Origin of the sequence: Janthinobacterium kochi, from assembly GCF_051380715.1 — a bacterium.
In the GTDB taxonomy this organism is placed as follows: Bacteria; Pseudomonadota; Gammaproteobacteria; order Burkholderiales; family Burkholderiaceae_D; genus Janthinobacterium.
In genome coordinates this window covers 94,388-118,600 of sequence record NZ_JBNYXO010000007.1, presented here as the reverse complement: position 1 = coordinate 118,600, position 24,213 = coordinate 94,388, and the positions used below count along the sequence as shown (strand labels likewise).

At 62.2% G+C, this 24,213-nt stretch carries 26 protein-coding genes; 19 read left to right on the top strand and 7 right to left on the bottom strand.

Going from position 1 to position 24,213, the window contains the following annotated elements; translation table 11 throughout:
- Positions 1–41: 41 nt before the first annotated feature.
- From ACQ4WL_RS16950 to ACQ4WL_RS16940, 3 genes are all read right to left on the bottom strand, one after another.
- A complete protein-coding gene (locus ACQ4WL_RS16950) occupies positions 42–398 on the bottom strand; it encodes an ElaB/YgaM/YqjD family protein (RefSeq protein ID WP_436476508.1) in 357 nt (118 codons plus the stop codon).
- Positions 399–506: 108 nt separating this feature from the next.
- Positions 507–1,361 carry a 4-hydroxybenzoate octaprenyltransferase gene (ubiA, locus tag ACQ4WL_RS16945; protein WP_436510786.1) on the bottom strand — a complete coding sequence of 285 codons (855 nt, stop codon included), beginning with the start codon at positions 1,359–1,361 and terminating at the stop codon, positions 507–509.
- Between the two features lie 77 nt (positions 1,362–1,438).
- The gene (locus ACQ4WL_RS16940) at positions 1,439–2,377 is read right to left on the bottom strand and encodes a hydrogen peroxide-inducible genes activator (protein WP_436510785.1); all 939 of its coding nucleotides are present in this window, start codon (positions 2,375–2,377) and stop codon (positions 1,439–1,441) included.
- A gap of 209 nt (positions 2,378–2,586) precedes the next feature.
- On the opposite strand from ACQ4WL_RS16940, the gene rfaE2 reads away from it, so the two are divergent.
- From rfaE2 to ACQ4WL_RS16905, 7 genes are all read left to right on the top strand, one after another.
- A complete protein-coding gene (rfaE2, locus tag ACQ4WL_RS16935) occupies positions 2,587–3,069 on the top strand; it encodes a D-glycero-beta-D-manno-heptose 1-phosphate adenylyltransferase (RefSeq protein ID WP_436510784.1) in 483 nt (160 codons plus the stop codon).
- A gap of 159 nt (positions 3,070–3,228) precedes the next feature.
- Entirely contained in the window at positions 3,229–4,683 is a 1,455-nt protein-coding gene (locus tag ACQ4WL_RS16930) for a hypothetical protein (RefSeq protein ID WP_436510783.1), read from the top strand.
- Positions 4,680–6,149, top strand: a complete 1,470-nt coding sequence (locus tag ACQ4WL_RS16925; RefSeq protein WP_436510782.1) for a hypothetical protein — start codon at positions 4,680–4,682, stop codon at positions 6,147–6,149. The genes ACQ4WL_RS16930 and ACQ4WL_RS16925 overlap by 4 nt, the downstream gene beginning before the upstream one ends.
- Positions 6,150–6,193: 44 nt before the next feature.
- Positions 6,194–6,631 (top strand): hypothetical protein, encoded by a 438-nt coding sequence (locus ACQ4WL_RS16920; RefSeq protein WP_436510781.1) that lies wholly within the window; start codon positions 6,194–6,196, stop codon positions 6,629–6,631.
- Between the two features lie 37 nt (positions 6,632–6,668).
- Positions 6,669–10,367: a tubulin-like doman-containing protein gene (locus tag ACQ4WL_RS16915; protein ID WP_436510780.1), complete on the top strand. Its 3,699-nt coding sequence runs from the start codon at positions 6,669–6,671 to the stop codon at positions 10,365–10,367.
- Between the two features lie 33 nt (positions 10,368–10,400).
- Complete coding sequence (locus ACQ4WL_RS16910; RefSeq protein ID WP_436510779.1) at positions 10,401–11,639, top strand: hypothetical protein; 1,239 nt, start codon at positions 10,401–10,403, stop codon at positions 11,637–11,639.
- A gap of 15 nt (positions 11,640–11,654) precedes the next feature.
- On the top strand, positions 11,655–12,401 hold the full coding sequence (locus tag ACQ4WL_RS16905; protein WP_436510778.1) for a hypothetical protein: 747 nt from the start codon (positions 11,655–11,657) through the stop codon (positions 12,399–12,401).
- On the opposite strand, the gene trmL is transcribed toward ACQ4WL_RS16905, so the two are convergent.
- Together trmL and ACQ4WL_RS16895 are read right to left on the bottom strand one after the other, a co-directional pair.
- The gene (gene trmL, locus ACQ4WL_RS16900; protein ID WP_436510777.1) at positions 12,402–12,872 is read right to left on the bottom strand and encodes a tRNA (uridine(34)/cytosine(34)/5-carboxymethylaminomethyluridine(34)-2'-O)-methyltransferase TrmL; all 471 of its coding nucleotides are present in this window, start codon (positions 12,870–12,872) and stop codon (positions 12,402–12,404) included.
- 42 nt (positions 12,873–12,914) lie between these two features.
- Entirely contained in the window at positions 12,915–13,664 is a 750-nt protein-coding gene (locus tag ACQ4WL_RS16895; RefSeq protein WP_436510776.1) for a double zinc ribbon domain-containing protein, read from the bottom strand.
- 57 nt (positions 13,665–13,721) lie between these two features.
- On the opposite strand from ACQ4WL_RS16895, the gene ACQ4WL_RS16890 reads away from it, so the two are divergent.
- On the top strand, positions 13,722–14,645 hold the full coding sequence (locus tag ACQ4WL_RS16890) for a methyltransferase domain-containing protein (protein ID WP_436510775.1): 924 nt from the start codon (positions 13,722–13,724) through the stop codon (positions 14,643–14,645).
- Between the two features lie 164 nt (positions 14,646–14,809).
- On the opposite strand, the gene ACQ4WL_RS16885 is transcribed toward ACQ4WL_RS16890, so the two are convergent.
- The gene (locus tag ACQ4WL_RS16885) at positions 14,810–15,031 is read right to left on the bottom strand and encodes a hypothetical protein (protein ID WP_436510774.1); all 222 of its coding nucleotides are present in this window, start codon (positions 15,029–15,031) and stop codon (positions 14,810–14,812) included.
- A 78-nt stretch (positions 15,032–15,109) separates the two neighbouring features.
- Between ACQ4WL_RS16885 and coxB the strand changes: the two genes are divergently transcribed.
- From coxB to ACQ4WL_RS16855, 6 genes are read left to right on the top strand one after another with little or no spacing between them, the layout of a single operon-like run.
- Positions 15,110–16,318, top strand: coding sequence for a cytochrome c oxidase subunit II (gene coxB, locus ACQ4WL_RS16880; RefSeq protein ID WP_436510773.1), 1,209 nt, complete (start codon positions 15,110–15,112; stop codon positions 16,316–16,318).
- A gap of 13 nt (positions 16,319–16,331) precedes the next feature.
- Positions 16,332–17,924: a cytochrome c oxidase subunit I gene (ctaD, locus tag ACQ4WL_RS16875; RefSeq protein ID WP_071079424.1), complete on the top strand. Its 1,593-nt coding sequence runs from the start codon at positions 16,332–16,334 to the stop codon at positions 17,922–17,924.
- 54 nt (positions 17,925–17,978) lie between these two features.
- Positions 17,979–18,095, top strand: coding sequence for a cytochrome oxidase small assembly protein (locus tag ACQ4WL_RS16870; RefSeq protein WP_216350353.1), 117 nt, complete (start codon positions 17,979–17,981; stop codon positions 18,093–18,095).
- A 13-nt stretch (positions 18,096–18,108) separates the two neighbouring features.
- Positions 18,109–18,669 (top strand): cytochrome c oxidase assembly protein, encoded by a 561-nt coding sequence (locus tag ACQ4WL_RS16865; protein WP_436510772.1) that lies wholly within the window; start codon positions 18,109–18,111, stop codon positions 18,667–18,669.
- Positions 18,670–18,678: 9 nt separating this feature from the next.
- Positions 18,679–18,885: a DUF2970 domain-containing protein gene (locus ACQ4WL_RS16860; RefSeq protein ID WP_034749002.1), complete on the top strand. Its 207-nt coding sequence runs from the start codon at positions 18,679–18,681 to the stop codon at positions 18,883–18,885.
- 40 nt (positions 18,886–18,925) lie between these two features.
- The gene (locus ACQ4WL_RS16855) at positions 18,926–19,786 is read left to right on the top strand and encodes a cytochrome c oxidase subunit 3 (protein ID WP_071079556.1); all 861 of its coding nucleotides are present in this window, start codon (positions 18,926–18,928) and stop codon (positions 19,784–19,786) included.
- Positions 19,787–19,909: 123 nt separating this feature from the next.
- On the opposite strand, the gene ACQ4WL_RS16850 is transcribed toward ACQ4WL_RS16855, so the two are convergent.
- A complete protein-coding gene (locus tag ACQ4WL_RS16850) occupies positions 19,910–20,110 on the bottom strand; it encodes a twin transmembrane helix small protein (RefSeq protein WP_436510771.1) in 201 nt (66 codons plus the stop codon).
- Between the two features lie 36 nt (positions 20,111–20,146).
- Between ACQ4WL_RS16850 and ACQ4WL_RS16845 the strand changes: the two genes are divergently transcribed.
- Genes ACQ4WL_RS16845 through ACQ4WL_RS16825 form a run of 5 tightly spaced genes read left to right on the top strand, consistent with a single transcriptional unit; the run spans position 20,147 to position 24,196 of the window.
- On the top strand, positions 20,147–20,902 hold the full coding sequence (locus ACQ4WL_RS16845) for an SURF1 family protein (RefSeq protein WP_436510770.1): 756 nt from the start codon (positions 20,147–20,149) through the stop codon (positions 20,900–20,902).
- Positions 20,883–21,512 (top strand): SCO family protein, encoded by a 630-nt coding sequence (locus ACQ4WL_RS16840; protein WP_436510769.1) that lies wholly within the window; start codon positions 20,883–20,885, stop codon positions 21,510–21,512. The genes ACQ4WL_RS16845 and ACQ4WL_RS16840 overlap by 20 nt, the downstream gene beginning before the upstream one ends.
- Before the next feature lie 18 nt (positions 21,513–21,530).
- Positions 21,531–22,706, top strand: a complete 1,176-nt coding sequence (locus ACQ4WL_RS16835) for a COX15/CtaA family protein (protein WP_436510915.1) — start codon at positions 21,531–21,533, stop codon at positions 22,704–22,706.
- Positions 22,707–23,606, top strand: coding sequence for a heme o synthase (cyoE, locus tag ACQ4WL_RS16830; RefSeq protein WP_436510768.1), 900 nt, complete (start codon positions 22,707–22,709; stop codon positions 23,604–23,606).
- Positions 23,603–24,196, top strand: a complete 594-nt coding sequence (locus tag ACQ4WL_RS16825) for an SCO family protein (RefSeq protein ID WP_436510767.1) — start codon at positions 23,603–23,605, stop codon at positions 24,194–24,196. The genes cyoE and ACQ4WL_RS16825 overlap by 4 nt, the downstream gene beginning before the upstream one ends.
- The last annotated feature ends 17 nt before the right edge of the window (positions 24,197–24,213 follow it).

Below are 24,213 nucleotides of genomic sequence, written 5' to 3'. Positions count from 1 at the left end.
TGCCTTTCGCGTCAGGAGACGGCCCACGCCGTCAATACTACCTAGCGGCGTGACGAGGAGAGCAGCAGGCCGAACAGCACGCCGACGACGGCGCCCGCGCCCACGGCTTTCCATGGATTATCCTGCACGTATTCGTCGGTGGCCTTGGCCGCCTTCTTGGTACGTTCGAGCAAGTCTTCTTCCAGCTTGATCAAGTCTTTCTTGGCCGTTTCCAGGGTGGCGATGAACTTGTCCTTGACGGCTTTGATATTCTCGCCCGTTTGATCCTTGGCGCCATCGAGCCAGCCTTCCGCTTCATTGATGACGGTTTTCAGGTCGCCGACCAGTTTGTCGCGGGCCTTGTCGGCGTCGGCGAGGATGCTGTCGCTGCTGGATTTTCCGGTATGTATCGAGCTCATGTATTACCTCATGGAAGTGAAACTGCACAGTGAAATACCAGTGTAGGCAGCAGCGGACAGGCTAGTCTTGCGCCGCCTCAAGGGCTGCTGCTGCGCAAGGATCATTGCTTAACGGAAAGCAAAGTCCAGCACCACGCCCGCAAACACCGCTGCTCCTAGCCAGTTATTATGCCGGAACGCCGCAAAACACGGCATACGCTCGCGTGCGCGGATCAGGGTGTAGTGGTAAACGGCGCAGCCGGCCGCAACTACCAGGCCCGCGACGAACCAGTAACGCAAGCCCAGGTACCAGCCGCAGGCTAGCCACAGCAGCAGGAAAGCGGCATAGCACAGCATGATGATGGCCACGTCGTAGCGGCCAAACGTGATGGCCGACGTCTTGATGCCGATTTTTAAGTCGTCGTCGCGGTCGACCATCGCGTATTCCGTATCGTAGGCCACGGCCCAGAAGACATTGCCCAGCAGCAGCAGCCAGGCAACGACGGGTACGCTATCCGTGATGGCGGCAAAGCCCATGGGAATGCCGAAACCGAAGGCGATGCCCAGATACGCTTGCGGGATGGCAAAGAAGCGCTTGAAGTAGGGATAGGTGCCGGCGATGATGACGGCGGCCACCGACAGCTGCTTGGTCAGCGCATTCAAGGGCAGGATCAGGCAAAAGGCCAGCACGGTGAGCACGCCGGCCACGGCCAGCGCTTCCTTGCCGCTGATGCGCCCGCTGGTGATGGGGCGGTCCAGCGTGCGCTTGACGAATTTGTCGATATCCTGGTCGGCGTAGTCGTTGATGGCGCAGCCAGCCGAGCGCATCAGGAAAGTGCCGAGGGTGAAGATGAGCAGCAGCCGCCAGTCCGGCACGCCCTGCTGCGCCAGCCATAGCGCGCACAGGGTTGGCCACAGCAGCAATACGGTACCGATAGGCTTGTCCAGCCGTATCAGGCGGAAATACAGCGCCAGCTTGTTCATGGAAGACTCGATCTTGTGGAAGAGAAAGGTCGATTATCGCAAATAGTATGCAAATGTACTATTTTGACGCCTGGCCGCTAGGCTGCCTCTTCGCACAAGGGGGTAATGCCGGGCAAGTCGCAGCTGGCGATGGCCGCGCACAGGGCATCGATGGCGGCCTTGCGCGTAAAACTCTTGCGCCAGAGCATCACCACTCTGCGCGAAGGCACGGGTTCGGCGAATGGCCGGTATGCGAGCATGCCTTCGGTCGCATGCATATTGGACACGGAGGCGCGCGGCAAGACCGTCAGGCCGATGCCGCTGGCTACCATGTGGCGGATGGTTTCCAGTGAGGAACCTTCAAACGTGCGTTGCATGCCGTTGCCGGGCGAGGAAAAACGCGCCATTTCGGGGCACACTTCCAGCACCTGGTCGCGGAAGCAGTGGCCATTGCCCAGCAGTAGCATGGTTTCCGATTTTAAATCTTGCGCGGCAATCCGCGCGCGCGCCGTCCACGGATGCTGGCGCGGCATGGCGACGACGAACGGTTCGTCATACAGTTCCTGCATGGCCATACCGTGGTCGGGCAGGGGCAGGGCCATGATGGCCACGTCCAGTTCGCCCTGGCGCAGCAATTCGAGCAGGCGAACCGTGAAGTTTTCCTGCAAGATCAAAGGCATTTGCGGCACCTGGTCTATCATGGCCTTGACCAGGGGCGGCAGCAGATAGGGGCCGATCGTGTAGATCACGCCCAGGCGCAGGGGGCCGGCCAGCGGGTCCTTGTTTTGCTTGGCGAGTTCCTTGATGGCGGCCGTCTGTTCCAGCACGCGTTCGGCTTGCGCGATGATCTGCGCGCCCAGGGGCGTGACGGAGATTTCCGCGCCGCCCCGTTCGAACAGGACCACGCCCAGTTCGTCTTCGAGTTTCTTGATGGCCACTGACAGGGTGGGCTGGGCAACGAAGCAAGCTTCGGCGGCGTGGCCGAAGTGCTTCGCTCGCGCGACTGCAACGATATATTTCAGTTCAGTCAGTGTCATAGTTTGATTGAAACACAGGAAGTGCTTACTTGCAATGAATGAAAGGTGGCGCAAACGTGAAACTGTGGCGCCGATGGCGTATTGTAGCGGATCGCCCCCTATAATGCGGGGCCGGACAGCGAAGGCAGAGGGCTGCCGGTGCTGGCGGCGGCATGCAAGGCGACAGCCACGCCGGGCTGTGACCGTATTTAACCCAACAAGAGATATCCATGCCTGATTTTGAAAACAAACTGTGCAGCCGTGACGAACTGCGTGCGCGTGCCGCAGCCCTGCCGAAACCGGTGGTAGTGACGAATGGCGTGTTCGACATTTTGCACCGCGGCCATGTGACCTATCTGGCGCAGGCGCGCGCGCTGGGCGCCTCGCTGGTGGTGGCCGTGAATACCGATGCCTCTGTGAAACGCCTGGGCAAGGGCGACGACCGTCCCCTGAACAGCTGCGAAGACCGCATGGCCGTGCTGGCCGCACTGGAAGCGGTGAGCCTGGTGGTGCCGTTCTCGGAAGACAGCGCTTTGGCCGTGGTGCAGGAGATCGCGCCGGAAATCTATGCCAAGGGCGGCGACTACGATATGGCGGCCATTCCCGAAGGGCAGGCCGTGCTGGCGTATGGCGGCCAGGCCGTGGCCATCGATTTCGCACACGACCGCTCGACTACCAAGCTGTTGACGAAAGTGCGGACGCAGCAGGGCTGAGGCACGCCGTCAATGTTTTCATATAGATAAAAAGACGTTACTATGAGAACTGCCAGGGTTGCGACCTCGTTGCGTCAGCCCCAGCACACGTTACACCATCTGATATGCATTGCTTGTCATAGAAAATACATGGATCTTAAAACTTCTGGGGATTGGGCAGTGCCCTCCGGCGTCTGGTACGTCGATGACGATGGCGCATGGACCATGCAGCGCAGCGCGGATGGCCAGAACGTCTCGCCTTTGCTGAGCCCTGCCGATATCGGCCTGCTGATGCACGCGCGGCGCCTGCCTGCTGCCGCCGGCGTACCCGTGCGGCAGTTTCCGCCTGAATTCTCGTTCGACCCCGCCTCGGGCGCTGCCTTGCAAATGCCGCCCGACACGAGCGTCACGCCGCCCTGGGTGCCGCCCTACGGCGCGCATCCCGTCAGCGATGTGCCACCGGCTGGCGCGGCCGGCTTGCGCCAGGCCAGTGTGCCCCTGAAACTGGCCGACCAGCGCGCGCGCGAAGAGCATGCGCAGGCCGACGCCTCGCTGCCCATGCCGCCGCCGGGCGAGTATGAGTTTTTTTCCGCCCGGTTCGGCACCAGCGCCGCCGCGCTGCTGGCGCTCGACCCGCGCAAAGCGGTCTTGCACGCCTGGCTGCCCGCCTCGAAACGCTGGCTGGCGCTGGACCCCGACTATGGCAGCTTGCTGGCCGAATCGGACCTGGCCCACGGTGCCTGGCGCGCCGAGCTGGTGTCGGAGTTCAACAGCGTGCTGGTCTTGCCGACCAGCCACGGCCTGGCCTGCATCCGTCCGGATGTGCCTTCGCTTTCCTACGTGGTCGAGCATGTGGGCAACGCGCCGTGCGCGGCCGCGCCCGTCTGGTTCCAGAACCGCCTGTGGGCGCCGCTGCGCGACGACGATGGCCGCATCCGCTTCGTCAACCTTGACGCGCAACAAAAGCCGGGCAGCGACGTGCTGCTCGACGGCGTTGTGGAACTGGGCGCCGTCAGCGCGCCCGTAGCCTACAACCGCATGGCCGTGTGGCCCTGCGCCAACGGCCAGCTGCGCTTGCAGCTGCAGCCGGACGGCAACGTGGCCGCTTCGTTTACGCCCTGGCCGGAAGGGCTGGTGCCGCACTTCGAATTCGGCAGCCCCTACCTGTCGCGCGACGGTGGCCTGTGGCAGCTGTGCTTTGAAAGCCGCCGCGGCACCTATGTGTATGTGAAACTGGGCGGCCAGGTGGAGAAAGCCGATGCGCTGGCGCCGCGTCTGTGTTCGGGCAGCTTCAATTACCGCTTCGCCACCAAGCTGAAAACGGCGCCGTGGGAAGAGCCCGAACACGGCGACGATGGCGGCAAGAACCAGGCTGTCATGCCGCTGCTGGAATCGAATGCTGGCAACAGCGTTTTTGGCGTGAAGTTTGCCACCAGCGCCGGCCTGTCGAGCGTGCTGCGCTCGAACGATCGCCTGGCGGCCCAGCTGGTGCAGGACGATGAATTGCGCGAAACCGTGTTTCATACCTTTGCCGTTAGCGAGCCGTGGCGCGTACGCCTGTTTATCCATGAACGCACGCTGTGGGCCTACCACCCGCTGCTGTCGCGCATCGATGGCTGGGCCTTGCAGACATGAAGGCGCGCTCACTGATCGTGGCCTGCGCCGCGTTGTTCAGCGCTGCCGCAGCGCACGCGGCCGGCATCCAGCAAGCGTTTCTGGTGCAAAATTCGGGCTGGATGGAGCCGTTCTACACGGATGAACACTCGCAACTGAAAGCCCTGGTGGGCGCCGTGGCGCAGGCCGCCACGAGCCCTTCCGATAAAGTCTATACCCTGGCGTTCAGCCAGAGCAGCGGCAGCAATGTGTCGCCCGCACTGATCGGGCAGGGACAGGGCGCCGGCGGCGTGGCTGGCCAGCTGGCCAGTCTGGGCCTGGCGCGCAAGAGCGCCGGTGGCGCGCTGGCCGACACGGATTTCCAGGAAGCCGTGACCAAGACCATCACGGGCCCGTTCCAGTCCGCGTCCGGCATCGTGTGGATCTTTACCAATAACAAGAACAGCCCGAACAACGACAGCCAGACGGCCGAGCGCAACCGCGACTTTTACCGCTTGCTGCATCTGGAACCGTCAATCACCAAGACCTTGGTGTTTCCGCTGCGCATGCCCGTGCAGGGCAAGCTGTACAGTGCCAAGGGTTTGATGGTGTACGCGCTCGCGTATGGCCAGCCGGCCTCTGACGCCCTGAACCGCATCCTGGCCGAAGGCCGCTTGTCGCAAGTGCTGACGCGTCCGCCCGCGCGCCTGAAACCGGTGGACCAGGATGCCGTGCGCATCGTGCCCCAGTCCGTCAAAAACAGCACCAATGTGCATGCCAGCCTGGGCCGCGACGGGCGTACCATCGTGCTCGACGTCGATGCGGCCAATCTGGTGCCGCAAGTGGTACTGCAGGCGTCCTTGCAAAACATGTTTTTCCCGTACGTGATCGACAGCGCCAAAGTGCATGCCAGCCTGGCCGGCCAGAACGCGCCCCTGCACGTCGCGCCGGATCAAATTCGCCAGCTGCAGCCGGGTGCCAGCCAGTCCGTGCAAGTGCAGTTCGCGCTGCCGATGGCGCAGATTGCGTCGCCCTGGTCGGCGCAGGCGATCGCCGCCATGGGAAAGCAGGTGATGTTGCCGATGCAGGCGCAGGTGGGCCTGTCGGAACAGCGGCTGACGCTGGCATCCAGTTTTGGCAAGGATTTGCAGGAACTCTTCCCCGGCGACCCGATCTCAAGCATGTTCACGCCGCCCGACAGCGTGCACGCCTCGCAGGCGACGATCCCATTGCTGGTGCGCATACAGTATCCGCTGCTGCCCGTGCTGGTGATACTGGGCGGCGTGCTGGCGCTGGTGCTGGGTCTGCTGGCGCTGGGGCTGCTTGGCACGCGTGCCACGCGCTACAAGGTGATGGCCGACGGCGTGCAGCGGCAAGTGTTATTAAAACCATTCAAGAGCGTGCAGATCCGCGATGATGACGGCCGCGACATTGGCGAACTCAAGCGGGGCCTGGGCCAGCCGGCCATCGTGCGCGTGGCCGAAGGTCATACGCTGAGCCTGGCCTGACAAGTATTTTTTTTCAAACTATTCAAACCCATCAGAGGCATACCATGGCGCAAGACACTCCAAAAGACAACGCAGGTTTCACTTTGCCGGCCCCGGTATCGGCCCCGGCGTCGGCACCGCCCGCCGCGGCTGGTGCCGCCACCACGGCCACGACCGAACCGGCGCCCGCGTTGGATGCCGCCGGCACCACCGATACCTCATCGCGCGATACCCTGGTCGGCGGCGTGGTGCTGTTGCTGCTGTTCATCGCCTTTTTCTTTGCCAAGAATGCCTATGCGAATGGCCTGGTGGCCAAGCGCGTGCCGCCGAACAAGGCCAATGCCTCGGGCTGGTGGCTGTTCATCTTCCTGGCCAGCCTGGCGACCGGCGTCGTGCTGGCCGCCGTGAACGCGCATAAATTCCTCGCGCCACTGTTCATGGGACCGCTGGTGCTGGTGGGCCTGGTTGCGTTACTGTTGACCTTTACATCGAGCCGCCGCTAAGCCGCACGCCGTCGTACGCATCATCGAAGGAATCACCATGGCAGAGAACCTGAACCAAACCATCCCCGGCGGCGCCAGCGAGCGCAAGCAGGACAAGATCATCGAACTGCGCCCGACCCTGTTCATCGGCATCGGCGGCACGGGCATGCAGGTGCTGATGCGCGTGCGCCGGCGCATCCTCAACACCCTGTGGGGCGGCGCGGGCAAGCGCACGCGCATCGAGGGCTTGGCCGACTTTCCCATCGCGCAATTCATCCATTTCGACCTGGACAATGGCGCCGTGATCGAGAGCGGCGAATCGCAGGCGAAGGACTTGCAGTTCGACCAGGTGAAGTTCACGGATGATGACAAGGTGGTCGAATCGTTCGACATGGACAAGTACAGCCGCGATGAAGACTCTCTGGAGAAATATCCGCACATCAAGGAATGGCTGCCGCTGACACCGCAGCGCATCCGCGAACTGCGTTTCGACATGAGCAGTGGCGCCGGCCAGATCCGTGCCGTGTCGCGCCTGTATTTCTTCGACAAGTACGCAAAGATCCGCGACAAGATCCGCTTGAAGTTGAAAGCACTGAAGGCGGGCCTGTCGCACGAGCGCCAACTGGCCGAACTGGGTTTGCGCATGGAAACGAACCGTTTCCGCATCGTCATCGTCGGCTCCGTCGCCGGTGGCACGGGTTCCGGTTCCTTCCTCGACATGGGCTTGCTGGCGCGCTGGCTGGCGCGCAGCGAAGTGGGCGCGGCCGACGTCGAGCTGATGCTGTTCTTGCCGACCGGCTACACCAAGGCCAACAAGGACAGGGTTGAGGCCAACGGCTATGCGGCGCTGATGGAGCTGGAATCGGCGATGATGGGCAACAAGGGCTATGTGGGCCGCTGGGATGCGTATGACCGGCCGGAACTGACGCGCGAGCCGTACAGCGAGGTTTACCTGATCGATTCGGGTAATCTTGCCCAGCAGCACACCAAGGAAGTCAGCGACGTGTACCACATGGTGGCTGACTCGCTGTTCGAGGATTTCGCCTCGGCCGACTTTGCGCGCGCCAAGCGCTCGATCGCCGTCAACCAGGCGCAGCACAAGAATTCCCTGTACAACGCGCCCGTGCCGCAAGACCGCTTCGGCGACATGCGCCTGTATTTCTCGAAGCGCTTTTCTTCGTTCGGCATGGCCGTGCTCGATACGCGCCAGGAAGCGGCGCGCGACGAGCGGGCCCACCGCTGGGCCGGCGCCATGCTGCAAGCGTTCTTTGGCGTGGGCGGCACGGATGCGGGCGCCAACCGCGCCACCGATACGCAGCGCGACAATTTTCTGGCCGCTAATATGTTCCTGAAGGGCACTCCGTTCAGCGATTTCCCCGAGTTTTCCGACAAGAGCATCGAATTGAAGCGCTCCAGCGGCGACTTCATCGATTTCCGTGTCGTCGACGAATTGCTGGAAGACCGCCACGGCCACTTGCTGGCTGGCGTGGAAAACCGGGTCAATACGCGCATCAACGATATCCGCACGGGTTTCGACCGCAGCGAATGGCCGGCGCAGGTGCGCGATGCCATGAAACATCTGGAACGCGACGCCGTGCGCGACCAGGATTCCACGGCTGATACGACGGAAGACCGCATCAGCAAGCGCCGCCGCGAAGTGCTCGACGACGTCAAGAAAGTCGTGCGCGACCAGCTGTATGGCTATCTTGATAATAAAGAGTTCGGCGGCCTGGAGTACGTGCTGTCGCTGGTGGAGCAGATCAAGGACCGCATCGAGGCGCCTGGCAGCGGCTTGACGGCGCAGATCGGCAACAATGCCGAGCGCTACCGCGAAATCAAGGAAGCCGTGCGTTCGCGTGAATATGAGCGCCTGCTGAACAATCTGGAACAGACGCGCAGCACCTTCGGCTTCCTCAGCAATGGCGAAAAGCAGGCCGGCGTGGTGATGGACCATTTGCGCACGGAAATGGCGAACGCGCTGAAATTCCACTTGCGCGCCAAGGCGGCGGACGAGTCCGTCATCCTGCTGGGCGAACTGTCGCGCTGGCTGGGCAACCGGGTCGGCGTCGATGCGCAAGGCCGCGCGCAGTGGAATGGCCTGGTGGGCGAGCTGCAAACGGGCCGCGAAGGCGTGCTGGCCATGCTGGCGGAATTGAAAACGGCCAATACGATTTTGCAAAAGGACCTGGACAAGGAACATGCGACTCTGATCGTCATTCCCGTCACGGAAAAAGACATTGCGTTGCCATCGGCAGCCACCTTGCGCCAGTGGGCCGATGAAGCGTTCAAGGACATGGGCGGCTCGAAAGCGCTGTTTCCCATGCTGGGCGAACCGGCGCAACGTGGCTTGATCCTGGCCAAGGTCACGCGCATGGCCGAGAACATGATCGCCACGGCGGGCCTGGTGGAAGGGGCGACGAGCACGCCTGACCCCCTGTTCGAAGCGCTGGAACAGATGGATGTGTCCGAACGCCTGGACCGCTTCCGCAAGCTGCTGGCCTGCTCCATGCCATGGATCGACGCCAACATGGCGGGCGACTTCACGGTCGTGTCGGACCAGTTCAAGTGCGTGATCGGCGTGGCCAACGCGGCCGCCTTCAAGGCGAAATTCGGCGCCGAGCTCGAATCGTGCGTGCCGACCCAGGTGGGCATCACGGTGAGCCAGCTGGAAATCGTCGAGACGGGCATCCGCGGGCGCGCCGTCTGCTATTGCGAACTGGCCGGCGTGCCGATGACGGTGCTGCGCGGCCTGGAAGGCTGGCGCACCAGCTACCGCAAGGAAGGCGACAACGACAAGGCGCCGACCCACACGCATATTGATCCAACGCAATTCACGCACCCGATCGCGCCCAATACGGACGAGATGAAGCGCCTGGCGGAGGATTTCGGCGAATTCCTGCAAGCGATCATGCTGGGCGTGCTGACGCGCCACACGGGCCGGGTCGTGCCGCCGGGCCAGTACCAGTTTGCCGTCGAACCGGGCGACTTGCGCCGCATCGGCAACGAACGGGCCATCCGCCAGAACGGCATGCCGGCCTCGTACGAGAAAAATATCGCCCTGCGCATCGAGGAAAAACTCGCTGCGCTTGATGCCGTGCAGACGGCGGCCCTGGCGGCGCTGGCAAAATACTATGAACGGGGCGTGTATGCACCCAAGCTGGTGGCGCAGGCCGATGGCTCGCAGCTGCCGTATATCGGCTTTGGCAGCGCCATTTCCGCCGAAGTGGGCACGCGTTTGCGTGATTCTGCACGCCGCAAAGGCATGGCCAGCGATGAGCTCGACCGCACGGTGCAAGCCTTGCTGGGCCGCCTGAAGGAATGGGCGAATGTCATCGGCGACTCCGACAGCGATGCCTACGACTGGGAAGTGCGCGAGCCGGAAGCGGACGGCCAGCCGCGCCTGAAATATTCGATCAAGCCAGAAATGCTGGAAGCGGGGCGCCTGGAGCAATTGCTGCGCCCGGCCGGCGCGCCGGCTGCCCCTGTGGCACCGGTCTTCGGCATGGCGCCGCCACCGCTGGGCGGCATGCCGCCGCCGCTGGTGGAGCACCAGTATTTCCTGGGCATTAGTGGCCAGCAGCAGGGACCGTTCACGGCCCAGCAGATCGTGCAGTATGTGCAGGCGGGGCAGGTCGCACCAAGCACCACCAAGGTGTGGCGTGCCGGTTTGCCGGCCTGGGTCGATCTGGCCCAGTTCGCCGAGCTGGCGCCTTTGTTCCTCAGCGCGCCGCCACCGTTGATGCCGCCGCCCCTGTGAACACTGGAATGACGTTGGAATGAAGGATTAGTTTTGGATATCTGCATCAAATGTCAGGGCGGCCTGTGGACCGCTGTCAGCCATTGCCCGTACTGCGGTCACACCGTGGCTGGCGCTGCCCGGCCAGCGGCGGCCGTGCCGCCGCCGCTGCCGCCCGTGCCCGTGCCCGTGCCCGTGCCCGTGCCTATGCCAGTAGCGCCGCCCGTGGCGCCCAAGCCGCCGCCCATGCCGGTGACACCGGCGCCTGCGCCGAAAGCACCGCCGAAACCGGCGCAGCCGCAGCCGCAGCCGCAGCCGCAAGCCGCGCCGAAGCCTGTACCTGCCCCGGCGCCAGCCCCGGCCGCACCGGTGCCGCCGTCACCGCCACGCAAGTGGCTGCGCTGGCTGGGCGGCCTTGCCGTGCTGGCGGTCGTCATCGTCTACATGAATGGCAAGCCGGGCGGCAAGAACGATGCGGCTTGCAATGACGCCATCGATAGCGGCCTCAAGTTGGTAGCGAATGGCAGCCTGGACGGCGCCCGGCAGAAGCTGGCGACGGCGAAAAATGTATGCACGGGCAAGTCCAGCGCCAAGGCGGACGATTTGCAGGCGGCGATCAGCAAGGCCGGTGCCGCATCGGGCAGTTGCCAGCGCGGCGTGCGCGCCATCGAGCGCAATATCGATGGTCACCAATTGCAGAGCGCGGCCAGGGGCATTGCCGCGCTCGACGCCGATTGCGCGGGCGCATCCAGCGTGGCATCCTTGCGCAAGCAACTGGTGCGCCAGCAGGCGGCAGCCGCGTCCGTGCTGGTAGGCGTGCGCCAGGCGCTGGACGGCAAGGATGCCACGGCGGCAAGGAATGGCATTGCCAGGCTGGAAGCGATCGACCGCGAAGCGCAAGAATTGCCGCAGTTGAAGGCCGACGTGCAGGCGTTGTCGGCGGCGCCTGCGCCTGCGCCTGTTTCAGCAGCGGCGCCAGTGGAAACGGCACCGGTCCGCGTCGTGCCAACGGAACCGGCGCCTGCGCGCGCGGTCGAACGTTCAGCGGTGGCCGAACGCCGTCCGCTGGAAACGGCGCCCGCCGATAGCGGCGCGGCCATGCGCAGCGAAATGGCGCAATCGTTCTTGCGCGATGCCGAGCGGTCGTTGCTGGAAGGCAAGTTCGATGCGGCCAAGACGTATCTGGAAAGCGCACGCCGCGTCGATCCGGGCAATGCGCGCATCGACAATCTGTCGCGCCGCATCCGCGAACGCGAACGGCAAGTGCTGCAGACGGAAACGACGATCAATTAGTTATCAGGGGGCATCATGCTGAATCACACCACCTTGCGCGCGGCTGCTGCGCTGACCATCGCGGCCATGCTGGCCGGCTGCGCCACGGCGCCGATGAACCCGAACGGCGTGCGCCAGGACAGTTCCTATCCGCAAGGCGGCGTCCAGGCGGCCACGGATGAAGACCCGTGCAGCGTGGGCACGACGGCCGCAGCTGGTGCGGCCGTGGGGGCGCTGCTGGGCGCGCTGGCGGGCGGCAAGAATGGCGCGCTGAAGGGCGCGGCCATCGGCGGCGGCCTGGCGGCGGCCGGTTGCCTGGCGATTAATGTCAATTCGCGCCAGACCAAGACGGCGGCGCAGGCGGACCGCGACTACATCCGCGCGCGCGGCGCGCTGCCGCGCGAGCCGCAAGTTGTGTCGTACACGCCACAGCTGAGCGCGTCGACCGTCAAGCGCGGCCAGCCGTTCAAGGTGCATTCGGTGGTGGAGCTGGTCAATGGCAGCGCGCAAAGCGTCAACGACGTGCGCGAGGAACTGGTGGTGCTCGACCCGCAAGGCCAGCCGTTCAAGTCCGGCTCGAAAGCCCTGGCCAGCAGCAACAAATCGGGCGGGCGCTTTGAAAACTCGTTCGAGCTGACCTTGCCGGCCGGCGTGTCGCAGGGCGTATATGGCGTCAAGACGAATCTGTACGTGAACGGCAAGCTGGCCGCCACGCGTGACCTGCGCACGCAGCTGGTGATGCTGGATGCGGGCGACGCCGCACCGCAGATAGCGCAGCGTTAGTTAAGCTCCACCCTGATATCCATGCTGGCGCCACGCTTCATACACGACGACGGCCACCGTATTCGACAAATTCAGACTGCGGTTGTCGGGGCGCATCGGCAGGCGGATGCGCTGCTCGGCCGGAAAGCCGTCGCGCAGGGCCGGATCCAGGCCTTTTGTTTCCGAACCGAACACGAACACGTCGCCCGGCAAGAAGGCCACGTCGCCGAACGGGCGCGAGCCGCGCGTGGTCATGGCGAACATGCGCGCCGGGTCGGGCTGGGTGTCGGCCAGGAATGCTGCCCAATTCTTGTGCACCTTCATCTTCGCGTAATCGTGGTAATCGAGGCCGGCGCGCTTCATCTTGGCATCGTCGAGCGGAAAGCCCAGCGGTTCGACCAGGTGCAGCTGTGCGCCCGTGTTGGCGCACAGGCGGATGATGTTGCCCGTGTTGGGCGGGATTTCAGGTTCTACCAAAACAACGTGAAACAAAATGCTCTCCTTGGGTCTATCTGTATCTAATATATAGCGAATTCAATGCGGCGGCGTGCGCGCCACGACCAGGATGCTGACCTTCACCGCTCCCGCGCGCTTGCAGGCGGCGGCCAGGGCGTTGACGGTATGGCCGCTGCTCATCACGTCATCGACGATGCCGACATGGCATCCTTGCAATAACGGCGCGCATTCCGGCGCGATGGCGAATGCGTGCGCCAGGTTGGCTTGCCGCTCCTGCGGTGCCACGCCGCTTTGCGCGCGAGTTTCGCGCACCCGCAGCGCCAGGCGGGGCTGCAAATGTACGTCCAGCAGGCGCGCCAGCGGGCGGGCAATTTCCAGCGCCTGGTTGAAGCCCCGCTGGGCCAGCCGGGCCGGGCCCAGCGGCACGGGGCATAGCAGTTGCGGCGCTTCCCACGCTTGTTGTTGCTGAATGGCAACATGCAGCAGTTCTGCCAACAGGGGCGCCAGCGCCAGGCGCGCGCCAAATTTCAGCTGCAGCAGCAACTGGTCGACGGGCGCAGCATAATCAAACGCCGTGACGGTGGCGTCATACGCGGGCCTTTGGTGCAGGCAGCGTCCGCACAGCGTTGCCACGTCAGCGAGCGGATTGGCGCACTGGCGGCAGCGGGGCCGGATGTATCCCAGGTATTGCGTGCGGCAGGGTGGGCAAAGCACTTGCGAGCAGCCGATGCCGCACAGCGCGCATTGCGCCGGCAGCACCGTGGCGCCCAGCCACTGGCACAGCGCCTGCCAGGCGGCATCAAGGCGGTGCTGGGTGGCGATCCGCATCGCGATGGCGTCCTTCCATGTACACTGCCGACATTATCTCACCTCACCGGTTTCAACATGCCAGTTCCCACCAGTCCGCCCAAAATGAGTGCGCCCATCGATGCGGTGCAAGTACGCGATTTCTTTTCCCGTCCGGCGCGCATCGCGCCGTCGGACTTCCTGCGCCGCGAAGTATCAAAGCGCATGCACGAGCGCCTGGAGCTGGTGAAAATCACGCCCTCGCGCGTGCTTGATGCCGGCTGCGGCCCCGGCGCGGACCTGGCGCAGTTGCATAAGGATTATCCCGCCGCGCAGATTATCGGTCTCGATGCAGCGCAAGCGATGGTGCAGGCGGCGCGCGCGCCCGCGTCGAAACTGGCCGGCCTGAATCAGTTCCTCAGCAAGCTCCTGCCGGCCAAGGCGGGCGTGGATTTGTTGTGCGGCGACCTGGGCGACTTGCCGCTGGCGCAGGGCAGCGTCGACCTCGTGTGGTCGAACCTGGCGCTGCACTGGCATGCCCAGCCCGACCGCGTGTTCGCCGAGTGGCGGCGCGCGCTGCGCCTCGATGGCTTGCTGATGTTTTCCTGCTTCGGCCCCGACACCTTCCGCGAAGTGCGCGACGCCTTTGCCGAAGCGGATTTGACTCCGCACGCCTTGCCTTTTGTGGACATGCACGACTTTGGCGACATGCTGGTCGAGACGGGTTTTTCCACGCCCGTGCTGGACATGGAGATCATCACTGTCACCTACGATACAGCGGAAAAACTGCTGGCGGACGTGCGCGCCTTTGGCGGCAACCCCTTGACCACGCGCCGGCGCGGCCTGATGGGCAAGGCGGCCTGGCAGCGCATGCTCGATGCGCTGGAAAAGATGCGCCGTCCCGACGGCAAGCTGGGCCTGAGTTTCGAGGTCATCTATGGCCACGCCTTCCGTCCCGCGCCGCGCGTGACGCGCAATGGGGAAGCCATCATCCGATTTGATTTGCCGCGCAAACCCAAATAAAACGGCAAAGAAACCGAGACTTGGTCGCCATCCGCGCATGGATGTTGCAGCAATCGTTGCAAAGCGCGCGCGGCCAGCAGAAGGGCATGCACAAAGCCGATTATTGCTTGATGGATTCAAGTTTACTTGACTATAATCGTTGACTGTTTGTCAGCTTGCTAAGTCTAAAAAACAAGGGCAGCATACAAAATAAAAAAAACAAAGCAAGACTTATTCGAAGTTACTGCATTAGTATAGTAACCATCTTCCACACGAGGCCATTTCAAGGTGGGGAAGAAAAACAGGGTTCCAGCATGGTTGCGTGCCGCCGTTTTTGCTGCGGCAGCCAGCATGGAATTCGCTGGTGCTTGACGCACATGGCCGTATTCTGGCCGTGTTGCTTTCATGGAGGAGCGGCAGCGGTCCAGTACGGAGAAATCCGCAGCCGTTTAAAATATCATTATTTTTGGGTGGTTGGGGAAAACATGACACATGCAAAGCGACTTCAATCGTTGCTGCTCGGGCTGTCTTTGACAGCGTTTGGCATCGGGCGATGGGCCACGGCGGCACCGGCTGCCAGCACCTATCCCGGCACCGGCGGTCCCGTGCCGTTCGAAATGAATCTGCAACCGCCGGCGACACAGATCGCCCATGAAATCTACGATTTGCACACCCTGATGATGATCATCTGCCTGGTGATCTTCGTGGCAGTGTTCGGCGTCATGTTTTACTCCATCTTCAAGCACCGCAAGTCCCTGGGCCACAAACCGGCCACTTTCCACGAAAGCACCACCGTCGAGATCGCCTGGACCGTCGTGCCTTTCCTGATCGTCATCGGCATGGCCCTGCCTGCCACGCGCACCGTGGTCGGCATGAAAGATACCTCGAACGCCGACATCACCATCAAGGCCACCGGCATGCAGTGGAAATGGGGCTATGACTACCTGAAAGGCGAGGGCGAAGGCATTTCCTTCCTCTCCAACCTGGCCACGCCGCGCTCGCAAGTGGGGGCGCCCGGCGTGCCGCCGACGGAAAAACGCGGCGAAAACTACCTGATCGAAGTCGATAACGAAGTCGTCGTGCCAGTCAACAAGAAGATCCGCATGGTGCTGACGGCCAACGACGTCATCCACGCCTGGTCCGTGCCCGCCTTTGGCGTGAAGCAAGATGCGATTCCCGGTTTCGTGCGCGATACCTGGTTCAAGGCCGACCATATCGGCACCTTCCGCGGCAATTGCGCCGAGCTGTGCGGCAAGGAGCACGCCTTCATGCCCATCGTCGTCAAGGTCGTCTCAAACGAGGACTACAAGGCCTGGGTTGATGTAAAACAAAAGGAAATGGCGGCATTGGCTGATGATCCAAGCAAGGTGTGGACTATCGATGAGTTGAAGGTCAAGGGCGAGAAAGTGTATGCGGCCAACTGCGTGGTTTGCCACCAGGCGACAGGCAAGGGCGTGCCCGGTGCATTTGCGCCTCTGGACGGCTCTGCCGTGGTGAACGGTCCGAAAGCGGAACAGATGCATGTCTTGCTGAACGGGCAAAAGAGCGGCAAGTATCCAGCGGAAATGCCCGCCTGGAAACAGCTGTCCGACACGGAAATTGCTGCAGTGATCACTTACACGCGCAATTCCTGGTCGAACAAGGCCGAAGAGAACATCGTTCAACCAGCCGAAGTCGTGGCTGCACGCAAGTAATTAGGAGCCGCATATGAGTACTAGCACTAGCACCTTGGACCACGCCGGTCACGACCATGCCCACGACCACCCGACCGGCTACCGCCGCTGGCTGTTTGCCACCAACCACAAGGATATCGGTACCTTGTACCTGTGGTTCTCGTTCATCATGCTGCTGTCGGGCGGCGTGCTGGCCCTGATGATCCGTACGGAACTGTTTCATCCAGGCTTGCAATTCTTTCACCCTGAATTTTTCAACCAGCTGACCACCATGCACGGCCTGGTGATGGTGTTTGGTGCCATCATGCCGGCTTTCGTCGGCTACGCCAACTGGATGATCCCGCTGCAAGTGGGCGCATCCGACATGGCGTTTGCCCGCATGAACAACTTCTCGTTCTGGCTACTGCCGCCGGCCGCGCTGCTGCTGGCCACGTCCTTCCTCGTGCCGGGCGGTGCCACGGCTGCCGGCTGGACCCTGTATGCGCCGCTGTCGACGCAGATGGGTCCTGGCATGGACATGGCCATTTTTGCCATGCATTTGATGGGCGCTTCGTCCATCATGGGTTCGATCAACATCATCGTCACCATCCTGAACATGCGCGCACCCGGCATGACCCTGATGAAAATGCCGATGTTCTGCTGGACCTGGCTCATTACCGCGTATCTGTTGATCGCCGTCATGCCCGTGCTGGCCGGCGCCATTACCATGACCCTGACGGACCGCCATTTCGGCACGTCCTTCTTTAACGCGGCAGGTGGCGGCGACCCCGTCATGTACCAGCACATCTTCTGGTTCTTCGGCCATCCCGAGGTCTACATCATGATTCTGCCGGCCTTCGGCATCGTCTCGCAGATCCTGCCGGCGTTTGCCCGCAAGCCCCTGTTCGGCTACGCCTCGATGGTGTATGCCACGGCCTCGATCGCGATTTTGTCCTTCATCGTCTGGGCGCACCACATGTTTACTACCGGCATGCCGGTGACGAGCCAGTTGTTCTTCATGTACGCGACCATGCTGATCGCCGTGCCGACGGGCGTGAAAGTGTTCAACTGGATCGCCACGATGTGGAAGGGTTCGATGACGTTCGAGACGCCGATGCTGTTCTCGGTGGGCTTCATCTTCGTCTTCACCATGGGCGGCTTCACGGGCCTGATCCTGGCGGTCACGCCGATCGACATCCAGCTGCAGGATACCTATTATGTGGTGGCCCACTTCCACTACGTGCTGGTGGCCGGTTCGCTGTTTGCCCTGTTCGCCGGCTTCTACTACTGGTCGCCGAAATGGACGGGCCATATGTACAACGAGACGCGCGGCAAGATCCACTTCTGGCTGTCCTTGATCACGTTCAACGTGACCTTCTTCCCGATGCACTTCCTGGGCCTGGCCGGCATGCCGCGCCGCTACGCCGACTATCCGGCGCAGTTCACGGACTTCAACATGATCGCCTCGATCGGCGGCTTCGGTTTTGGCCTGATGCAGGTGTACTTCCTGTTCTTCGTGGTCTTGCCGACCATCCGCGGCGGCAAGGCTGCGCCAGCGAAACCATGGGAAGGCGCGGAAGGCCTGGAATGGACCGTGCCGAGCCCGGCGCCATTCCACACGTTTGAAACGCCGCCAACAGTGAAGTAATGCCAGTGTCACGAGCCGGCGCCGCTGCCGGCCCCCTTGAATAGAGTGCCTGCCATGACCGAAGTGAAAACTGAGCGTAAAAAGCCGAATAACCTGCGTACGGGACTGATACTGGGGGCCCTGGCGGCCTTTTTCTTCCTGTCCGTGTTCGTCAAGCGCATGTGGCTCTGACGTGACGACGCCGATGCAACAGGAAACACGCGGCCTGAACCGCAAGATGCTGGGCAAGCTGATCGTCATTGCGATTCTGATGTTTGGCTTTGGCTATGCCCTGATTCCCGTCTACAAGCAGATATGCGAAGTGATGGGCATCAACGTGCTGACGCAAAAAGATGGCACGGTAGCCTACGATAACAATACGCAGGTCGATACGACGCGCAGCATCACCGTCGAATTCGACGGCAATGCGCAGGGTCCATGGCGCTTCCGCCCGACCGTATCGAGCATGCAAGTGCATCCGGGCGAACTGGTGACCGTCATGTATGAAGTGGTCAACACGCAAAACCGCGTCGTCAACGCGCAAGCCATTCCCAGCTACGCGCCGCAGAGCGCCACGCCGCATTTCAAGAAGGTCGAATGCTTCTGTTTCAAGCAGCAGACCTTGAAGCCCAACGAAGCGCGGCAGATGCCGGTGGTGTTCTTCCTCGATCCGGCCCTGCCGAAAGAGGTGAAAACCATCACCCTGTCGTACACGTTTTTCGAGATTGCCGGTTTGAGCCAGGCTCAAATACCGGCCGTCCAATAGGAGAGTGCCATGGGCGAATCCAAGCAGCCTGAAAAAGCGTCGTTCCTGTATTCGCTGCGGGCCGTCGTCTGGTCATTTACGGGATTGCGCCGCAAGAGCGATTTCGACACGGATTCGGCCAAGCTCAATCCCGTGCACATCGTCATCGCCGGCTTCCTGGTGGTGGCTTGCCTGATCGGCATCCTGATTTCAATTGTTAAATTCGTCGTTTTATAAATTATAAAAAACCACCCTATAAGTTTTTGAGGAGATGATGATGAGTTCCAACCACGCCGCCGTACCTTATTATTTCGTGCCCGGCCCGTCGCGCTGGCCCATGCTGGGCGGCGCCAGCCTGCTGCTGACCATGATCGGCGCCTCGGCCTGGGTCAACGACGTCTCCTGGGGCCCATACGTGAATTACCTGGGCCTGGCCGGCATCCTGCTGGTGCTGTATTTCTGGTTCGGCGACGCCATCCGCGAATCGGAGCAGGGCCTGTACAGCGAGCGCATCGACCACTCCTTCCGCTGGAGCATGAGCTGGTTCATCTTTTCGGAAGTCATGTTCTTCGCCGCCTTCTTCGGTGCCCTGTTTTATGCGCGCAGCATTTCCATGCCGTGGCTGGCCGACCTCGACCACAAGGTAATCTGGCCCGATTTCGCCGCCCAGTGGGGTAATACTGGCCCGGCCGGCACGGTGCAAGAATTTACCACCATGACGCCGTTCTGGATTCCGACGATCAATACGGCCTTGCTGCTGACGTCGGGCGTCACCCTGACCATCTCGCATCACGCGCTGCGCGCTGGCCACCGCGCCATGACGGCTCTGTTTCTGTTCGCCACGATCTTGCTGGGCGCCATCTTCATGGGCTTTCAGGTCTACGAATACATGCACGCCTACAGCGAGCTGAACTTGAAATTGACGTCGGGCATCTACGGCGCCACTTTCTTCATGCTGACGGGTTTCCACGGCTTCCACGTGACCCTGGGCGCCATCATGCTGTCCGTCATCCTGTACCGCGTGCTGAAAGGCCACTTCACGCCCGATCACCACTTCGGCTTCGAAGGCGCCGCCTGGTACTGGCACTTTGTCGACGTCGTCTGGCTGGGCCTGTACGTGGTCGTGTATTGGTTATAATGGCGGGGCAGGGCGCGCGCCGTTGAAGGGCGCGCCTGCACCATAAAAAAAAGCCGTACCGGGAGATCCTGGGTACGGCTTTTTTCTTAGCATGAAGAATTTGCCAATCAGGCAAGAAGAAGCTTAATGTATGCCCGTCGGCTGGATGTAGCCCAGATAATGCGCCAGCAGGATCAGCAGGAACAGGGTAATCGACAAGCCCACGCGCAAGGCCAGTGCCTGCACGGTGCGGTTGCTCTTGCCCTTGTCGCGCATGAGAAAGAACAGGGCCGAGCCCAGGCTGCCCAGGATCAGGATGAAGGCAATGGCAACGAGGATTTTCATGGATGGTAGCGCCAGGCTTGAGGAGGTTTCATTGTAATGCGTATCCGCTTCCATTTTAGATGGATTCCATTTGTTGTAATGCTGCTACTGGTGGCCCTGGGGGTATCGCTGGCGCAATGGCAGCAGCGCCGTGGCGATGAAAAAGTTGCCCGCGCCGCCAGACTCGAGGCGGGCAACCAGGCCGCGCCCCTGGTCTTGAGCGCCGCGCCCTTGCTGCCGGCCGATGCGCAAGCGATCGAATATCGCCGCGTGACCGTCACGGGCCATTTTGTGCCCGCCTGGACGGTGTACCTGGACAACCGCCCCTACAAGGGCCAGGCCGGCTTCCACGTGCTCACGCCATTCCAGATCGACGGTTCCGCCATGCACGTGCTGGTGGCGCAGGGTTGGCTGCCGCGCAACAATGCCGAGCGCACGCGCATCCCCGATTACGCCACGCCCAAGGGCACGGTGACGATTTCCGGCATCGCGCGCCTGAATGCGGGCCACGTGATGGAGCTGGGCACGGCGCCGGCCCTGGCGCCGCAGGCCATCGTGCAAAATGCCGATATCGGTCAGCTGGCCCAGGCCAGCGGCCTGGCCTTGCAGCCTTTCATTCTCGAAGAAACAGTCAATCCAGTCGATTCAGCAGCGGTGCCAGCGTCCAGCCAGCTTCCCGTGCGCGACTGGCCGGCGCCCGACTTTGGGGCCGACAAGCACCGCGGCTATGCATTCCAGTGGTATGCACTGGCACTGATGGCTTTTTTATTTTTTGTCTTTACAGGATTTCGACGTGCAAACAAACAACCCTGAAGCAACGCAAGACAGCACTAATAAACAGGCACAAAATACGGGACGCTGGAAACTGCTGGCCGTGGTGGCCGTGTGCGCGTTTCCCATCATCGCCTCGTATTTCACGTATTACATCATCAAGCCCACGGGCCGCAACAATTACGGCTCCCTGATCGACCCGCGTTTGTATCCGATACCCGAAGCCCAGCTGCAGGTGACGGAACTGGATGGCAAGGCGTCACCGCTGGCGCAATTCAAGGGCAAGTGGGTGCTGCTGCAAACGGGACCGTCCGATTGCCAGGAAGCATGCAAGAAGCAATTGTTTGACATGCAACAACTGCGCCTCATGCAGGGCAAGGAACGCGAACGCCTGGAACGGGTCTGGCTGGTGACGGATGCCCAGCCGCTCGACACCCTCGTGATGCGCGAATTCGACGGCACCAGCATGTTGCGCGTGAACAGCGACGCATTGAAAGCTTGGCTGCCCGTGGAGGCGGGCGGCAAGACCAGCGACCATCTGTATCTGATCGATCCGCTGGGCAATTTGATGATGCGCTTCCCGAAAGACGCGGACCCGAACAAGATCAAGAAAGACATCGCCAAGCTGCTCAAAGCTTCGGCGATCGGTTGAGGAGTCTGCATGCCGACGATGCATCTCTCCGCGCTGGCCCAGTTGGGCTTGACAGGTTTGCTGGTGGCGCTGCTGCCGTTGACCATGGTGTGGGTGTCCGCGGACGCCAATAAATACCGCAAGCTGGTGTGGATCGCCGTCTTTTTGACGGTCGACCTGATCATGTTTGGCGGCTTCACGCGCCTGTCCGATTCCGGCCTCGGTTGTCCTGACTGGCCCGGCTGCTATGGCTCGGCCAATCCTTTCCTGGCGCACGAGCACATCGTGGCAGCCGAAACCCTGATGCCGACGGGACCCGTGACGGTGGTCAAGGCGTGGATCGAAATGACGCACCGCTACCTGGCCATGGCCATCGGCGTGCTGATCGTGGCGATGATGGTACAGGCGTGGCGCCAGTGGAAGAAAAGCAAGCGCGAGGAATTCGCCCCGGCGCTGCCGACGGCGCTGTTCTTGTTCGTCTGCCTGCAGGGCGCGTTCGGTGCCTGGACGGTGACCTTGAAACTGCAGCCGGTGATCGTCACCATCCACTTGCTGCTGGGCATGGGCTTGCTGGCCATGCTGACGTGGCTGGGCGGGCGTCAGGATCATGCCGTCAGACCCTTGCTGCGCGCCGATGCGGATGCGTCCGTGCTGCGCCCCGTGCGCGCGCTGGCCGTCATGTCGCTGATGCTCTTGACCGTGCAGATCGCGCTGGGCGGCTGGGTGAGCACCAACTACGCCACCCTGGCCTGCACGGATTTCCCCCTGTGCGGCGGCAAAGTCATTCCGGAGATGGATTTCGAACATGGTTTCCATTTGTGGCGCGAACTGGGCAAGACGGCCGCCGGCCATTATTTGCCGTTTTCCGCGCTGACGGCCATCCACTGGGTGCACCGCAATTTCGCCTTCATCGTGCTGGCCGGTGTCGGCTATACGGTGTTGCGCGCTTGGAAACTTCCAGCCTTGCGCGGCACGGCGCGCTGGCTTGCGCTGGTGCTGGTCCTGCAGGCTGGCACGGGCCTGGCGACGATTTACCTGAGCTGGCCATTGTCGATTGCCGTCCTGCATAACGGCGGCGCGGCGCTGCTCGTGTTGTTGCTGACCATGTTAAACTACAAGGCTAAATTCCAACTCGATGTTGCGCGCACTGTTCAGCGCGCTTGCGCCTCCGCGCCAGTGCCCACGGCACCAGCCAGTCCTTCCCGTATCGCATAAATGACTACTCAGACCATCCGCCGTAAACCATCCCCCCGCATCGCCCAGTACTGGGCGCTAACCAAGCCGCGCGTGACGCAACTGGCCGTGTTTTGCGCCGTCATCGGCATGTTCCTGGCCAGCGAGGAGTTGCCTGACTGGCGCGCTGTGGTGTTCGGCACCCTCGGCATTTGGCTGCTGGCCGGCGCCGCGTTTGCCGTCAACTGCCTGGCCGAGCGCGAAATCGATGCGCGCATGGCCCGCACGGCGCGCCGTCCTATGGCCATGGGCGACATCACCGTCAAGCAGACGGTGGTGTTCGCGCTGGTGATCGGCGGCCTGGGCATGGCGATTTTGTATAACCTTGTCAATCCGCTGACGATGTGGCTGACTTTTGTCACCTTTGTCGGCTATGCCTTGATCTACACCATGGTGCTGAAACCGGCCACGCCGCAAAATATCGTCATCGGCGGCCTGTCCGGCGCCATGCCGCCTGCGCTGGGCTGGGCCGCCGTGGCTAACGACGTGCCTATGCAGGCGTGGCTGCTGGTCTTGATCATCTTTGTCTGGACGCCGCCGCACTTCTGGGCGCTGGCCATGTACCGGCGCGACGATTACGCGCGCTCGGGCTTGCCCATGCTGCCCGTCACGCACGGCTTGAAATTCACGCAATTCCACGTCTGGTTGTACTCGATCGCGCTGGCCGCCACCACCTTGCTGCCATTTGCCGTGCGCATGAGCGGCCTGATCTACCTGGCCTCGGCCGTGGTGCTGAACGCCGGCTTCCTGTATTACGCGTGGAAAATGTACCGCCACTACACGGATTTGATCGCGCGCAAAGCTTTTACCTATTCCATCATTTACCTGGCATTGCTGTTCGCGGCCCTGCTGGTCGACCACTATATTCCCCTCGGCACATGAAAAAAACCCTGACCCTGTTGTTGGCGGCCGCACTGGTCGCCGTCCTCGCCGGCTGCGGCAAGCCAGCCGCGCCAAAGTTGGCATTCAAGAACACGGACGTGACGGGCCTGGGCTATGCGCGCGAGTTCGCGCTGACGGACCATACGGGCCACCCGCGCACCCTGGCCGACTACAAGGGCAAGCTGGTGCTGATGTTCTTCGGCTACACGCAATGTCCGGATGTGTGCCCCACGACCATGGCCGACATGGCGCAGGTGATGCAGGCAATGGGGCCGCAAGCAGAGCAGGTGCAAGTGCTGTTCGTCACCGTCGACCCCGAGCGCGACACGCAAGCCTTGCTGGCGCAGTACGTGCCGGCCTTCGACAAGCGTTTTGTGGGCCTGTATGGCGATGCGGCCGCGACGGCCAAGGTGGCCAAGGAATTCAAGGTGTATTACGCCAAGGTCGAGGGCGAAACGGATAGCAGCTACACGGTCGACCACACGGCCGGCACCTATGTGTTCGACCGCGAAGGCAAGATCCGCCTGTTCGTGCGCCACGGCGAAAAACCCGCCGCCATCGCGCACGATCTTAAACTTCTGCTATCCTGATCCGGTCGCGCCACCAG